The sequence below is a fragment of the Oscillibacter sp. genome (assembly GCF_032060045.1).
Classification (GTDB): Bacteria; Bacillota; Clostridia; order Oscillospirales; family Oscillospiraceae; genus Oscillibacter.
In genome coordinates this window covers 40,528-54,134 of sequence record NZ_DAMBZJ010000004.1, presented here as the reverse complement: position 1 = coordinate 54,134, position 13,607 = coordinate 40,528, and the positions used below count along the sequence as shown (strand labels likewise).

The window sequence follows — 13,607 nt, the reverse complement described above, 5'->3', positions numbered from 1 at the left end:
GCCATGGGTACCGTGAGAATCGCACCCTGCATATCCACTGCGAATGCGGGAACCGTCAACCGGATGGAGATGTCGGCAAGGCCGCTGAGGGCGTTGATAAATGTGGAAATCATAATGTTTCCCACCTCCACCAGCGTGGAGATTTCCATTTCCCGCAACATATTGAAGTCCGACACGGCCTGTCCCAATACATTGGTCAGCACCAAATTAATAAAATCCATTTGCTGCACGGAGAGCATGATTCCATTGATTTCACCGCCAAGCTGGCTCAAAACCCCGGCAGTGATGGCCTCAGGCCCGCCAATCCACTCGATGGCCTCGTTATAGCCCATAATCCGCACCTCCGGTAGTGTGATGCGAACCTCTTTGCCAATCATCTGAGAAAGCGCCGTGGCGGCGTTCCCCGTACCAATGCTCCCAATCTCCTTGAGCGTGTCAATCTCCAGCCCATTCAAATCCTCATAACTTTTAATCTCCATGCGACTTCCCTTTCCGCGCCGGAGGCGCACCCTTAGGACCTGAGGTTGTTCACCGTAGTCTCAATTTCATCTGAAACGGTGACCATCTTTAAATTATAACTGAAACTGCGCTGCGCTTCAATGACTTTTGTCATTTGTTCTGCCAAATCAGAATTCGAGGTCTCCAGCGCGCCCTGACGGACGGTGCCGGTGCCAAAACGGACCTGCCCGTTTTTCTCCACCGGGATATAGCGATTATCCCCCATACGGAGCATCCCGTCAGTATTCACAAAGTCAAACACACCCACGGGCTGCTTGGCCTCCCGGTCCTTCACCTCCGTGACCGCGCCTTTGTCGTTCAGGACAAATCGGCCCATCCCGTCAGAGAGCATAAACACCGTTTCCAACATAGGCCTGCCTTCCTCGTCCAGCTCCTGCTCGCCGTCCGCCGAAAGCTTCTGGCGTTGAAACTCCGAAAGAGTAAAGGACCCGTCTCGCGAATAGGACACTTCCCCGCTTGTGGGGTCGTAAAGTCCGAAAAAGCCGTTACCGACAATGGCGTAATCCTGTTTCTGCCCGGTTTCGGCCAGCGCACTGCCCGAAAAATCCGTTCCCGCCATGGACATTCTTGCGCCGGAGCCACGGGGAAGCTCCACCCCCTCCGCCCCGGCCACGTTGCCGTACATCAGCGAGGAAAAACTGGGCTTCTGAGCCTTAAATCCGTATGTATTCACGTTGGCGATGTTGTTCGCCTGCACATTCATCCGCTGCTGCTGCTGTGCCGCGCCCACTGCGGCCGTATAGAAAGAACTGTTCAAATCCGCTCACCGCTTTCTTTAAACGTTACCCAAATTGGTGGCTGCCTTGGTCATCAGCTGGTCGTACATCCGGCTTACCTCCGCAGCACTTTGAAATGCGCGCTGGGCAGTCATCATACCGGTCATCTGCTGGACGAGGTCCACGTTGGCCCGCTCCTGTGTCTTCCAGAGAACACTGGTTCCGACGGCGGCTTCTGCGCCATCGCCGGTGAAATAACCTTGGGCATTGCGCGACAGCGCGCCATTGTCCGCAAAGGAGAAAACGCCCAGTTGTGCCACAAGCAGGCCCTCCTCTGTGTGAATTCCACCGGAGACATCTCCCGTAATTTTGTCGGTTCCCAGAAGGATTTCCTCTCCGTTGGGGTCCAACACCCGGCTTCCGTCCGAAAGGCACAGATAGCCCTGCTCATCCAGCGCGAAATTGCCGGCGCGGGTATAAACTGTTTCGTCCCCAGCATGGACGGCGAAAAAGCCGTCTCCCTGAAGAGCAAAGTCCAAGGGCATCCCCGTCTTCTCCAGCACGCCTTGGGTATAGTCTGTGTACAGCTGGCTGGGCGCCAGAATATAGCTGGCAGGTCCAATTTCAGCAGGGCCGCGCTTGTCTTTGTTCCCCACCCGGCTGACCACGTATTCCCGGAAGGTGGTGTCGGTATAGGTGTCCGCCTTATAGCCGGAGGTAGCGACGTTTGCCATGTTGTTGGAAATCACGTCCAGCCGCTTTCCCTGTGACAGCATGGCGGAGGTCAGGTTGTAAAAACCCTTGAACATTTCATCACTCTCTTTTCTCGCCGCGTTCCGGCTTTTGCCCCATATAGGGACCCAGATACACGCGTAATTTTTGAATTGCCCGGCTGTGAATCTGCGACACGCGCGGCTCGCTGATGTCCATGGCCTGCGCGATATTCCGCATATTCAATCCCCGCTCATAGTACAGGGACAGCACCATTTGCTCGTTTTTTCGCAGTGACCGGATTCCCTCGCCCAGCATCTCTCGCAGCTCTTTTTGCTGCACACTGTCCTCGGGTGAAAGGTCTTCCGCCGCGGGAATGGAAACGCCGGTGTCTCCCTCGCTGCGGCGTTCAAACAGCGCCTCCAGCGAAACGATGTTGCAAAGGGCGGCCGCCGCCGCGTCCTCCCGGTATTTCTCCACGCTCAGGCCCATGTGTCCGGCAATTTCCTCGTCGGTGGGAAAGCGGCCCAAATGGTTATTCAGACTGTTCACCGCCTGATCTATCTCTCGGGCGCGGCGGCGCACGCTGCGGGGCAGCCAGTCTTGCTGGCGGGCAAGGTCGATAATCATGCCCCGGATGCGCTTGGACACATAGGTTTCAAACTTCGCACCCTTTTCGGGGTCGAATTTATCCACGGAGTTCATCAACGTGAGAATGCCCTCGTTTACAATGTCGTCCACCTGGGCAAAGCCGTTGTACACGCCGCAGATTTGCAAGGCGATGCTCTTAATTAATCCCTCGTACCGCAGCACTAGCGGCCACTTATAGGTTTCTTCCCCGGTTTGCTTATAAAGGCTCAGCAGTTCGTCGGTGGGCAGGACCTCCAGCTCCCGCTCTGTCAAAAGCGTTTTGGAGAGGGCTTTTGACGTGGAATTGTTTAAAACAGCCGTATCGCTCACGCTTCTGCCCCTCCTTTCGCAAAGCTCTTATAACCCTGTATGTGCCACGCCTTGGGATTTCATCAGACCTTTTCCACCGTCTCCTTTTTCTGCTGCATCGTGATATTGCCAAGGGCCTGAATCTGAATATCCGTCGTGATTTCATTGAAGGACAGCACATACAGATTGGGGAAAAACTGAGACAGCATCCGACTTAAGTACACGCGGATGACCGGGCTTGTGAGAATTACGGGGGTCTGCCCCAGCTCCGCAAACTTTTTCACGGATTCTCCCAGTTGGGAAACAATTTGCTGCATCATGTCCGCACCCATCGCCAAATACACGCCCTGATCGTTTTTGGTAAGAGAGGAGACAATCTGTTTTTCCACCTCCGCGTCCAGCGTCACCACCCGGAGCTGTCCATGCTCGCAGAAGCGGCGGGTAATGGTCCGTGTCAGCGCGGCGCGAACCGCCTCGGTAATTAAATCCGGGTCCCGCGTCGTGTTCATGGCGTCGGAAGCGGCCTCCACAATGGTGCCTAAGTTTTTGATGGGAACGCCTTCCTTTAAAAGACTTCGCAGGATCCGCTCCAGCAGCGCATAGGAGATGAGAGAGGGAATGGTTTCCTCCACCAACTGAGGTGCGGCCTTTTTCAGGTTTTCCACCAGCCGGATCGTCTCCTCCCGATCCAGCAGCTCATACACGTGCTTTTTAATGGTTTCTGAAAGATGCGTCAGCATGACGGATAGAGGGTCGATGACGGTATACCCGTAAATCTCCGCCATTTCCCGGCTTTCCGGCAAAATCCAACGGGAGGGTATGCCGTATGCTGGCTCGATGGTTTCGATGCCGTCGATCTCGCCGCTGGGGGCCGTTGGCTCCAGCGCCAGATAATAGTCCACAAGGATTTCACCCTTGGCAACCTGCTCGCCCTTAATCTTAATCACATACTGGTTGGTGCCAAGAGTTGCTGAGTCGTGCAGCCGCACTGAGGGAACCACAAAACCCATGTCCTGCGCATATTGGCGGCGGAAAATCACGATGCGGCTGATCAGCCGCCCGCCCCGCGCCTCGTCCACCAGCGGAATCAGACTGTATCCGAATTCCATCTCAATGGGCTCCACATCCAGCAGAGAATAAATGTTGTTGATGTCCTTATAATACTCGTTTTCTCCGGGGGGCTTGGCGGCTTGCGCGGCCTCAACGGCCTCTTTTTCCTCCTGCGCAGCGCGCTGCGTTTTTTCCGCTTCCACATTTTGCAGACCACGCCAGCCCAGAATCGCAAGTGCCGCGCCCACTACCAGCAACGCCATATGTGGTGTGTTGGGCATGAGCGCCAGAAATACAAGCACAATGCCCGCTACCATAATGGCCCGTGGCTGGGCCTTAAACTGCCGGAGCACGTCGTTGTTCAGGCTGTCCTCAGAAACGCTGCGGGTGACAATCATACCCGTGGCGGTGGAAATCATCAGCGCAGGAAGCTGGGACACTAACCCGTCGCCAATGGTGGCAATGGAATATACCTGCAAAACACCTGCAAAGTCTCCGCCGCCTTGCACAATCCCGATCACCAGTCCCGCCACAAAATTGATGGCGGTGATAATCAGGCTCATAATGGCGTCGCCCTTGACAATTTTGGTGGCGCCGTCCATTGCGCCGTAAAAATCCGCCTGACGCTGCACTTTATCCCGGCGAAGCCGGGCGTCCTGCTCATTTATCAGGCCGGAGGAGAGATCCGCGTCAATGGCCATCTGCTTACCGGGCATGGCGTCCAGCGTGAAGCGAGCGGCCACCTCGGCCACACGTTCCGCGCCCTTTGTGATGACAATAAACTGCATCAGCACAATAATCAGAAAGATAATGATGCCGATGACAATATTCCCGTTGCTAATCAATTGTCCGAAGGCCTTAATTACCGCGCCCGCATAGCCCCCGTTGGAAAGAATCAGCCGGGTGGAGGACACATTCAGTCCCAATCGAAACAGCGTGGTCACCAGCAAAAGTGAGGGGAAGATGGAAAATTCCAACGCGTCCGAGATGTTCATAGTAATCAGCAGAATCACGATGGACAGCGAAATGTTGACAATCAGAAGAATGTCCATCATCACCGGGTGAAGCGGCAGCAGCAAAAACAGGACGATGACGACCACGAGGAGCGATATGATGTTGTTTGCAAGTCTTCTCATCGCCGCACCGCCTTTCCTTGGTTTATTTCAAGTTTCATTTTGTATCTTGTTTTTGGGAAAATGCTCTGGCTTTAAAGAAATTATCTGCCTTCTTCGTCCAGAGCCATTTCCTTGTTCAAGTCCCGGTTGCTCATCTTAAAGACGTATACCAGAACATCCGCCACCGCGCCGTACAGCTCTGCCGGAATTTGCTGGTTCAGCTCAGCGGAGGCGTAGATGGACCGGGCCAGAGGCACGTCTTCCACTGTGGGAATCCCATGCTCCTCCGCCGTTTTCACGATGCGCAGGGCCACTTCATCCAGTCCCTTTGCAAGGACCAGGGGAGCCGCGTCCGTTTCCGGCTTATAGCGCAAGGCCACCGCCACGTGGGTGGGGTTTCTGATGACCACATCCGCCTGAGGCACCTGCTGCATCATACGAGACTGTGCCATTTTGCGCTGAGCCTCTTTGATTTTGCCCTTGATCTGAGGGTCGCCCTCGGTTTGTTTATATTCCTCCTTGATCTCCTGCTTTGTCATGCGCATCTGGCGCTCGTAATCCCACCACTGATAGTAGAAATCAAAGGCTGCCAGAGCAACAAATGCAATAATAATCTGGAGAATCATGCCGCTGAGGCGGCTGAGAATATCGCCGCAAACGGCGGTTAAATCCGTATTTAAATAATTGGCAAAGGCAACCACACATCCGTTGATGAATCGATAAATAATAATCAAAAGAATGGTGATTTTGATGATGCCCTTCCCTGCCTCCACCACACTGCGCAGGGAAAACAGCTTTTTAAAACCCTCCAGCGGATTGAGCCGGCTGAACTTGGGCTGGATGGACTGCCCGGACACCAGAAGCCGGGTCTGGGCGAAGGTGGCGGCAATAGCCGTCACCGCCACAGCCAGAATGGTGGGACCCACCGCCATAAACAGCGTGTAGGCCCCCTCCTTGAGAAGGTCGGGAAGCTGCCTCTCCAGAGAAACTGAGGAGAGATTCTCCGCCAGGGTCATACATACCCGGAAAAAAGAATTGAGCTGTTCCACTGCGCCCCGCATGGTGACGCGCAGCGTCATATAGCCCACCAGCAATGTGGCCACGGACACCGCGTCTTTACTGAGAAAGACGTTGCCTTTTTTTCGTTGGTCCCGTCGCTTTTTGGGGGTTGCCTTTTCTGTTTTGTTGCCCTCCGGCACAGACATTCCCCCCTTTTGCCAGCCCCCTTTTTAGGTGGCCAGCACCGTCAGCGTTTCCCGTACGGCAACCAGCATCTGATTTTCTACCCGCAGCATAAATTCACTGATAGGCGACATAAACAACATCAGCAGTACCAGTCCGATAATGACCTTCAGCTCAATGTTGATGGAAAACACGTTGATCTGCGGAATGACTTTCATTAGAACTCCCATTCCAATCTGTCCCAGCAGCTCCGCCGCCAAAATTGGCACTGCCAGCTTCACACCCAGCACAAAGCACTCGATAAACAGCTCTATTGCCGCCTGCATCGCGGCCTGTCCCAGCGCCGCCTGTCCAAAGGGAATAATTTCTCCGGAGGTCAGCAAAATGCGCAAAAGAGTGTTGTGCCCATTTGCCGTAAAAAACAGCAGCGTCATTAAAATGGTAAACAGCGTGCTGCTGACGGACATGGAGATGTTGGAGGCAGGGTCGTATTCCTTGGACATGGACATGCCCATCTGGTTATCAATGATTTCGCCTGCCTGCTGGGGAATGAGGTAAATGAAAAACTGTACCGCCATTCCCACCATAAATCCAACGCCCAGTTCCAGCAGCAGCCTGACGGCAAACTCAATGAAATGCACCGGCACGGGCGCGGTCCCCTTGGTAAATGAGGCCACAAACCATGTCAGAACCAGTATAAGTCCCGCCCGGAAAATGCCGGGGAGGTTTCGCCGCCCCAACAGCGGGTTGAACATTACAAAACCGCTCATCCGCATCAAAATGTAAAAAAGCAGCGTAAGCCTTCCCCAGTCAATCATCCCGCGCTCCTTACAGCATCAGCGTGAACAGATACCGGCTGTAATCCACCAGCGTGTTCATCATCCAGCCACCGCCGATAAACAGCACCAGCCCGATGACCACCAGTTTCAAAACAAAGCCCAGCGTCTGGTCATGAATCTGCGTGACCGCCTGAAAAATGGCCACCAGTACGCCCACCACCATGCTCAGGATGAGCATGGGACCCGCCAGACGGATCACCACGAAAATGCCCTGTCGAAGCACCTCGCCCGCGTTTAATTCCATTCCATGGCCCCTTTCTAATGGAATCCTTGCACCAGCGTTGAGAACACCAGTTCCCAGCCGTTGAGCACGATAAACAAAAGCAGCTTGAAGGGCGTTGAAATCATAGACGGGGGCAGCATGATCATACCCATGGACATCAGCGCGGAGGCAACCACCACGTCGATTAGCATAAAGGGAATATAGACCAGAAATCCAATCTCAAAGGCCCGCTTCAGCTCACTAGTCATAAAAGAGGGCACCACAATGTGCATGGGAAGAGCCTTTGCCGCCGTCTCATCGGCAGGTCGGTCTGCCGTTCCGTCTAAATCACAGAACAGATTCAGGGAAGAGGTCTCGGTATTTCTCAGCATAAACTCCTTCAGCGGGACCTGCGCCCGGTCAAGGAACTCCTCCTGCCCGATTTCCTCCGCCACATAGGGATCGTAGGCCTCGGTCTTAATGGTAGAAAATACGGGGTTCATGGTAAACATCGTCAAAAACAGGGCTACGCCGATAAGCACCACGTTGGGCGGGGTCTGCTGCGTTCCCAGCGCCGTACGCAGAAACGAGAACGTGATGATGTACCGGGTAAAGGACGTCATCATCACCAGCAGCGAAGGCAGCAGGGTAATCATGGTGGTCAGGAATAAAATTTGGAGGGCCTGTACGTTGTCCCCGTTGACATTGACCAGTGCGTCTGTCACGTTATGCTCCTCCTACTTCTTTCTCTGTTTCAAAACTTCTCGCAGCGCATCCCGAAAGGGGATCGGAGTCTCCGCCCCAGCCGTGGGTGACGCAGCCTGCGTCTCACTATCCCACGCAGCCGCTTCCTCGGCGCTCAGCTCCCGCAAAAGCGAAATTTCGCTGGCGGTGACGCCCAGAAGGAGAATCTTTTCTCCCGTCCGGACCACCACAAGAGCCTGCTCCCGCCCCAGAGGCATTCGCTCCAGCAGCTGGAGCTTTCCGCTCCGACCGGGCAAAAAGCCGCCAAGCCCCGGGGCACGCCCGGCCAGATACCGAGTAAACAGCCATGCAAGAAGCAACACGCCCAGAACAGCCGCCAGCATTCCCAAAAGGGCGCCGATTTCCTCCCACGGCATAAATCAGGGATTTCCGATGATGGAATTCACCGTTTTAAGCACGCGGTCAGCCTTAAAGGGCTTGACAATAAAGTCCTTTGCGCCGGAGCGCACCGCGTCGATGACCATGCTCTCCTGTCCCATGGCGGAGCACATGACTACGTTTGCGTTTCCGTCCTTGCTGCGAATCGTTTTCAGGGCTTCCAGCCCATCCATGTTGGGCATGGTAATATCCATGATGACCAGATCGGGGTGGATTTCCCCATATTTCTCCACGGCATCCGCACCGTCCACCGCTTCAAACAGCTCGGTATATCCGTTCTTGGAAAGGGTGTCCTTAATCACCTTGCGCATAAATGCCGCGTCGTCAACCACTAAAATCTTAGCCATGTTAAACCTTCCTTTTTCTGAATCTGTTTTTTAATTTCAGTTTTCCTGGGCGGGGCATAGGGCTTATTCCTTAACCAGCTCGTTGGGATCGGGGGCTTTTAAAACCTCGGTGATGCGGATTCCAAAATTATCATCCACGACAACCACATCGCCCTTGGCGATGCACTGTCCATTTACAAACAAGTCCACTTGGTCGCCGGCCAGCTTGTTCAGCATCACCAGCGATCCCTTGGTGAAGGCCAGCACGTCCTGCACCTTCCGGCGGGCCCGTCCGATCTCCACGGAAACCTCCAGCGGAACCGACATCAGCAAATCCAAATTTTCCGCCTGCTGCTCTTCCAGCGGCTCGCCGTTTGCAAAGTGCGGCATTTCTGCTGGGATAGATTGAATCACTCTGGGCGCATGCACCGCAGGGGTGGGGCCAGGAGTTGGGTAATAGGGCTGGGGCGGATAATAACCCGGATACTGTCCGTAAGGCGGCATGGGCGGTGCCCCGCCGGGAACGGCCTGCGGCTCCGGCGCGGGATAGGTAGGGGCCGCGGGTTGGGAAGGCATTGCTGGCTGGGGCGTGGGAATTGGCTGCGCCGGGGGCTGCATACCGCTCATCAGCTTTTCAATCTCCGCCTGATTCAGCATGCCGCCCGAGGCGGCAGGAGTCGGGGTGGGGGCCGGAGCCGCCTGCGCACCGCTCATCAGCTTTTCAATCTCTTCCTGACTCAGCATGCCGCCGGAGGCGGCAGGAGTCGGGGTGGGGGGCGCTTCGTTTTGTGCGCTGCTCATCAGCCGTTCAATTTCCGACTGGCTCAGCTTCGGGCCGCCTTCCAACGGGGCAGCAAGTTGGTCCGAGGAAGTAGATTCCGGAGGTGCGGCGTCCTCGTCCTCTCCCAGTCCCAGACCGGAGAGCAGCTCCCTTGTCAAATCCACCGACATGACATTGATAAATTCGCTTTGCAGCACATTGTCAATTTTGAGCATAAAGCGCACAACCACGCATTTGCCGTCCTGCATGGGAAAGTGGTCTTTTTTAAACTGCTCAAAGTCCTGAAGCTCAAAGGACTCAGGCGTAGAAATATTTACCGGAATTCCCAGAAAATCAGATAGCGCCGTGGAAGCCGCGCCCATCATCTGGTTCATGACCTCACACACCGCGCTGATGGTAAGCTCGTTCATCTCGAACTCTTCGTCCGGGGTTTCCGAGCCCATTAGAATGTCCACGATTACTTTCACATCGCTGCGGCGCAGCAGCATAATATTGCTGCCCACTAAGCCGGATATGTAGCGAATTTCCACGCCCACGGCAGGCTCCAGATCGGCAATATCAAAATCTGCCACATCGGATACGCTGACTCTGGGGGTGGTAATCTCCACCCGATGATCCAGCAGATTGGACACCGCCGTGGCGGAGGAACCGAGGCTGATGTTCATCACTTCCCCGATTGCGTCCAGCTCCATGGAGTTAAAAATGTTATCTGCCATCCTGTTCGACGTTCCTTCCCTCCGGCCCGTAATAGGTCCTTCCTATTTTGACCGCCATGTTTTTGTTGTGTATTCCCATCACGCCGTCAAACCAGCGCCGCCCACCAATGTTGATATGAACCGCCGAGCTTTTGGGGCGTTTCAAATCAATTACGTCTCCCACGTTCAGGTGGTAGATGTCACTGAGCCGGAGCTTTGTGCGGCAGATTTCCGCGACCAGATCGATTTCCGTGGTTTTCAAAGACTCGAAAATCTCTTTACCCGCCGCCTCATCCTGACTTTTATGGGCTGTGTTCAGGCGACTGATTTCACTGAAGACGTTGGTCAGCACCATACCAGGAAGGCACACGCTTATATGCCCGTCGCAGTTGGGGAATTTTGCCGTCAGGTCCATGATGACCACGATTTCATCCAGTCCTAGAGGCTGAATCATGGTGGGATTCGGTTCTACGCGCCCATACTGAAAGTCAAGTTGAATGTAGTTCTGCCAGCTCTCGCCCATGTTCTCCACAAAATACTGGCCCAGGCCCTCCAAAATCTTCAGCTCCAAATCGGTAAACGTATACTCCGGGTCCAGCTCGTCGTCCACCTCGCCCTCGCCGCCCATCATCCTGTCGATCATGCTCAGCAACAGCGGCTTGCTGATGTGCAGCAGCGCCGGAGTATCTTCCAGCACCTCTCCATATTTGATATAGGCCAGTACCAGAACATCGCCCTCAATTAGGGCATTGGAGAACTCGTAATAGCGCTGTTCTTCAGCGGATTCCACGCTGATTTCACAGCTCGTGTGCATCAGACCATTGATGCGGGAATTTAAATTTCTGGAATAATTTTCAAAAATGCTGTCCAGCATTTTCAGCCGATCCTTCGTAAATTTGCGGGGGCTACGAAAGTCGTATTTCCTGTATTTTTTATCTTTCGACGTGTCTTCCTCGGTTTCAATCTTCTCCCCGCTTCGCGCCGCGCTGAGCAGCGCGTCGATTTGGCTTTGTGAAAGCACCTCCGACATCGGCATCCCCCTCTCCCACGTATTCTCGTCTGCCGCCCCGAGGCAGCCATATCTCATCGCGGATTATTCCGCGGTGGAAACATCTCCCTGCACCTCGGCAGAAACAGGCGGAGGCGTCCCCCGCTCGGTATAATATTGCTCGATCTGATCGCCCAGCGTGTTGGTCAAATCCTTGCCGGTGACAATCAGTTCCACCCGGCGGTTTTTGGCCCGGCCCTCCCGGGTGGCATTATCCGCTACGGGACGAAACTGTCCATAGCCCATACTAATCATCCGGGCAGGATCCAAAATATCCATTTCCTGCAGGTAAATCAGGACCACCGCTGCCCGGTCAGAGGACAAAAAGCGATCTACCGTCGGATTGTTGGGTTTTCCGGGGTCGCCCTGCGCCGTATGTCCTAAAACCCGCAGCTCGTCGATGGCAAGGCTGGCCTTGCCGATGATCACGCCCACATCCTCCAGAACCACCTCGCCGTCCTGCCGCAGAACATAGCTATCTCCGTCAAAAAACACGGCGTCATTAAAGGAGATAAACACATACCCATCGCCCTTGGTCACGGAGATATTTTCCGCGGCCCCCTGTTGTGCGACATAGGACTTTAAATCCTGATAAAGCTGCTCAATGGAAGCCACAACTTGCGCCTGGGTCAGGCTGTTTTCGGACTGCTCCCCGTCCACCGGAGTGGCGGGGTCTGCAAGTTGGCCGTTGTTGCCACTGTTTTCCGTAATCTCCTTAACCGCGTCGGGGTTGAAGCTTTGCACCAACTGCACCCACTTCTGCTGGTCGATGGTGGACATGGAGTACAGCAGCACAAAAAAGCACAGCAGCAGCGTCACCATATCGCCATAGGTGTCCATCCAGCTTGCGCCGCCCTCGCTTTTCCGCTTTTTCATCTACCATTCCCCCCTCTCGTGTTTCTCCAAATCATTCCGCGTTTTTCTTCTTGCCCCGGCTCTTTTTCTCGCCCTTGGCCCCGCCCTCTCCGCGTTGATTCTGGTCCACGAAGGTCAGCAGTTTTTCCCGCAGAGACTTGGGATTTTCACCGGACTGAATCGACATGATGCCCTCCACAATAATCATCTTGCAGAGCACCTCTTCCTCATCCCGCGTGCGCAGGTTGGAGGCAATGGGATTAAAAATCATATGGGCCAGTACGCAGCCGTACAGCGTGGTAATCAAGGCGGTTCCCATATCGGTACCAATGCTGGAAGAGCCGCCGTCGCCGGAGAGATTCATATTTTTCAGCATGTTTATGAGGCCCACCAGCGTGCCCACCATACCAAAGGCAGGCGCCACGGAAGAACCTCGCTCATACATTCCCGCCACGCCGTCGTGGCGGGCGGACATACATTCAATGTCGTTATTGAGGATGCCCCGCACTTTGTCGGCGTCATTGGCGTCCACAATCAGCATAATTGCTTGTTTGAAAAATGGGTCGTCCTGTGCGTTGGCCTTTTCCTCCAGCGCCAAAAGTCCGTTTTTCCGGGCCACCTGTGCCAATTCCACCAGTTGGTCGATGTAGTACATCGGGTCGTACTTTCTGGTATTGAGCATAATTCGGAAATGCCGGGGCAAATTTTTCAGCATTTTTGGCGGGAAGCTGGCCACCACAACCGCAAATGTACAGCCGATGGTAATAAAGATACTGGCCGGGTCCATAAAGTTCATGAGCTGCTGAACGCTCATGGTAAAATGACCGGCAGCGTTGGTTGTAAACATCATGCCCGTGATCATAACGCCCATGGCCGCTACCGTGCCGATAATATAGGTTATATTCATCTGTCTCTCACCCCTGCCGGGCAAAGAGCGCAACTGCGCCGCCGCCCAATTTTTATAAGCGCCTGCCTGATCCCCGCGCACCAAAGACGCGCGGCTTCCGTGCGCACGGATCAGGCCGGCCCCGCAGAACCCTGAAAACGCTGCAGTTCTCCTCCTCAGCGCTGACTGATTACTTTCACCGCGCGGGAGATATCCTGCACCTTGGCGTTGTACTCTGCAATTTTGCGCACAATTTCCTCCGCCGTCTCCCGCACCAAATAGTAACTGCGGTTCATCATCACAATTTTTGTCTCGGGGATCAGCTCGATGCACTCGATCTGCATGTGGTTCACCAAAAACCTGTCGCTGTTCATCTTTGTCAAGACAATCATACGCTTCTCCTTCCAAACGCTGGCATCCTCCGGACACGGGGAAATCCCCGTGTCCGGCGTCCTGCCGATCGGTTCCATAAGGTTCAGTCTCGGGAAATTAACGCTTCATGTTTACCAGTTCCTCCAGCATGGAGTCGGTGACGGTAATAATACGGGTATTGGCCTGATAGCCGCGCTGGGTGGTAATCATATCAGCAATTTCGGTGGC

The 13,607-nt window shown here is 54.5% G+C and carries 17 protein-coding genes; all 17 read right to left on the bottom strand.

The window, feature by feature from the left end:
* The coding region (locus RT018_RS02885; RefSeq protein ID WP_312939049.1) for a chemotaxis protein CheC at positions 1-479 on the bottom strand (479 nt) is incomplete at its 3' end.
* Between the two features lie 32 nt (positions 480-511).
* Entirely contained in the window at positions 512-1,276 is a 765-nt protein-coding gene (locus RT018_RS02880; protein WP_312939048.1) for a flagellar hook-basal body protein, read from the bottom strand.
* 18 nt (positions 1,277-1,294) lie between these two features.
* On the bottom strand, positions 1,295-2,044 hold the full coding sequence (locus RT018_RS02875; RefSeq protein WP_312939047.1) for a flagellar hook-basal body protein: 750 nt from the start codon (positions 2,042-2,044) through the stop codon (positions 1,295-1,297).
* A 4-nt stretch (positions 2,045-2,048) separates the two neighbouring features.
* Positions 2,049-2,906: a FliA/WhiG family RNA polymerase sigma factor gene (locus tag RT018_RS02870; protein ID WP_312939044.1), complete on the bottom strand. Its 858-nt coding sequence runs from the start codon at positions 2,904-2,906 to the stop codon at positions 2,049-2,051.
* Positions 2,907-2,968: 62 nt separating this feature from the next.
* Positions 2,969-5,071: a flagellar biosynthesis protein FlhA gene (gene flhA / locus RT018_RS02865; protein ID WP_312939042.1), complete on the bottom strand. Its 2,103-nt coding sequence runs from the start codon at positions 5,069-5,071 to the stop codon at positions 2,969-2,971.
* 80 nt (positions 5,072-5,151) lie between these two features.
* Positions 5,152-6,255, bottom strand: a complete 1,104-nt coding sequence (gene flhB, locus RT018_RS02860; protein ID WP_312939040.1) for a flagellar biosynthesis protein FlhB — start codon at positions 6,253-6,255, stop codon at positions 5,152-5,154.
* A 24-nt stretch (positions 6,256-6,279) separates the two neighbouring features.
* Entirely contained in the window at positions 6,280-7,050 is a 771-nt protein-coding gene (gene fliR / locus RT018_RS02855) for a flagellar biosynthetic protein FliR (RefSeq protein ID WP_312939038.1), read from the bottom strand.
* 10 nt (positions 7,051-7,060) lie between these two features.
* Positions 7,061-7,315, bottom strand: a complete 255-nt coding sequence (locus tag RT018_RS02850) for a flagellar biosynthetic protein FliQ (RefSeq protein ID WP_312613132.1) — start codon at positions 7,313-7,315, stop codon at positions 7,061-7,063.
* 14 nt (positions 7,316-7,329) lie between these two features.
* Positions 7,330-7,998 (bottom strand): flagellar type III secretion system pore protein FliP, encoded by a 669-nt coding sequence (fliP, locus tag RT018_RS02845; protein ID WP_312939036.1) that lies wholly within the window; start codon positions 7,996-7,998, stop codon positions 7,330-7,332.
* Positions 7,999-8,010: 12 nt separating this feature from the next.
* Complete coding sequence (fliO, locus tag RT018_RS02840; RefSeq protein WP_312939035.1) at positions 8,011-8,394, bottom strand: flagellar biosynthetic protein FliO; 384 nt, start codon at positions 8,392-8,394, stop codon at positions 8,011-8,013.
* 3 nt (positions 8,395-8,397) lie between these two features.
* Positions 8,398-8,763, bottom strand: coding sequence for a response regulator (locus RT018_RS02835; RefSeq protein WP_312939034.1), 366 nt, complete (start codon positions 8,761-8,763; stop codon positions 8,398-8,400).
* Between the two features lie 63 nt (positions 8,764-8,826).
* Complete coding sequence (gene fliN / locus RT018_RS02830; RefSeq protein WP_312939033.1) at positions 8,827-10,239, bottom strand: flagellar motor switch protein FliN; 1,413 nt, start codon at positions 10,237-10,239, stop codon at positions 8,827-8,829.
* Complete coding sequence (locus RT018_RS02825; protein WP_312939032.1) at positions 10,229-11,248, bottom strand: FliM/FliN family flagellar motor switch protein; 1,020 nt, start codon at positions 11,246-11,248, stop codon at positions 10,229-10,231. The genes fliN and RT018_RS02825 overlap by 11 nt, the downstream gene beginning before the upstream one ends.
* Before the next feature lie 63 nt (positions 11,249-11,311).
* Complete coding sequence (locus tag RT018_RS02820) at positions 11,312-12,142, bottom strand: flagellar motor protein MotB (protein WP_312939031.1); 831 nt, start codon at positions 12,140-12,142, stop codon at positions 11,312-11,314.
* A 31-nt stretch (positions 12,143-12,173) separates the two neighbouring features.
* Positions 12,174-13,028, bottom strand: coding sequence for a MotA/TolQ/ExbB proton channel family protein (locus tag RT018_RS02815; RefSeq protein ID WP_312939030.1), 855 nt, complete (start codon positions 13,026-13,028; stop codon positions 12,174-12,176).
* Positions 13,029-13,183: 155 nt separating this feature from the next.
* Positions 13,184-13,399, bottom strand: a complete 216-nt coding sequence (locus RT018_RS02810; RefSeq protein ID WP_312939029.1) for a flagellar FlbD family protein — start codon at positions 13,397-13,399, stop codon at positions 13,184-13,186.
* A 97-nt stretch (positions 13,400-13,496) separates the two neighbouring features.
* A complete protein-coding gene (locus RT018_RS02805) occupies positions 13,497-13,598 on the bottom strand; it encodes a flagellar basal body rod C-terminal domain-containing protein (protein WP_397359614.1) in 102 nt (33 codons plus the stop codon).
* Positions 13,599-13,607: the final 9 nt, after the last annotated feature.

What these genes read in the sequence shown, in the direction of transcription:
- RT018_RS02835 (WP_312939034.1), bottom strand. Translation starts at nt 8,763, where the DNA reads ATGGCTAAGATTTTAGTGGTTGACGACGCGGCATTTATGCGCAAGGTG.
- fliN (WP_312939033.1), bottom strand. Translation starts at nt 10,239, where the DNA reads ATGGCAGATAACATTTTTAACTCCATGGAGCTGGACGCAATCGGGGAA.
- RT018_RS02875 (WP_312939047.1), bottom strand. Translation starts at nt 2,044, where the DNA reads ATGTTCAAGGGTTTTTACAACCTGACCTCCGCCATGCTGTCACAGGGA.
- RT018_RS02820 (WP_312939031.1), bottom strand. Translation starts at nt 12,142, where the DNA reads ATGAAAAAGCGGAAAAGCGAGGGCGGCGCAAGCTGGATGGACACCTAT.
- fliO (WP_312939035.1), bottom strand. Translation starts at nt 8,394, where the DNA reads ATGCCGTGGGAGGAAATCGGCGCCCTTTTGGGAATGCTGGCGGCTGTT.
- RT018_RS02815 (WP_312939030.1), bottom strand. Translation starts at nt 13,028, where the DNA reads ATGAATATAACCTATATTATCGGCACGGTAGCGGCCATGGGCGTTATG.
- flhA (WP_312939042.1), bottom strand. Translation starts at nt 5,071, where the DNA reads ATGAGAAGACTTGCAAACAACATCATATCGCTCCTCGTGGTCGTCATC.
- flhB (WP_312939040.1), bottom strand. Translation starts at nt 6,255, where the DNA reads ATGTCTGTGCCGGAGGGCAACAAAACAGAAAAGGCAACCCCCAAAAAG.
- fliR (WP_312939038.1), bottom strand. Translation starts at nt 7,050, where the DNA reads ATGATTGACTGGGGAAGGCTTACGCTGCTTTTTTACATTTTGATGCGG.
- RT018_RS02810 (WP_312939029.1), bottom strand. Translation starts at nt 13,399, where the DNA reads ATGATTGTCTTGACAAAGATGAACAGCGACAGGTTTTTGGTGAACCAC.
- RT018_RS02850 (WP_312613132.1), bottom strand. Translation starts at nt 7,315, where the DNA reads ATGGAATTAAACGCGGGCGAGGTGCTTCGACAGGGCATTTTCGTGGTG.
- RT018_RS02825 (WP_312939032.1), bottom strand. Translation starts at nt 11,248, where the DNA reads ATGTCGGAGGTGCTTTCACAAAGCCAAATCGACGCGCTGCTCAGCGCG.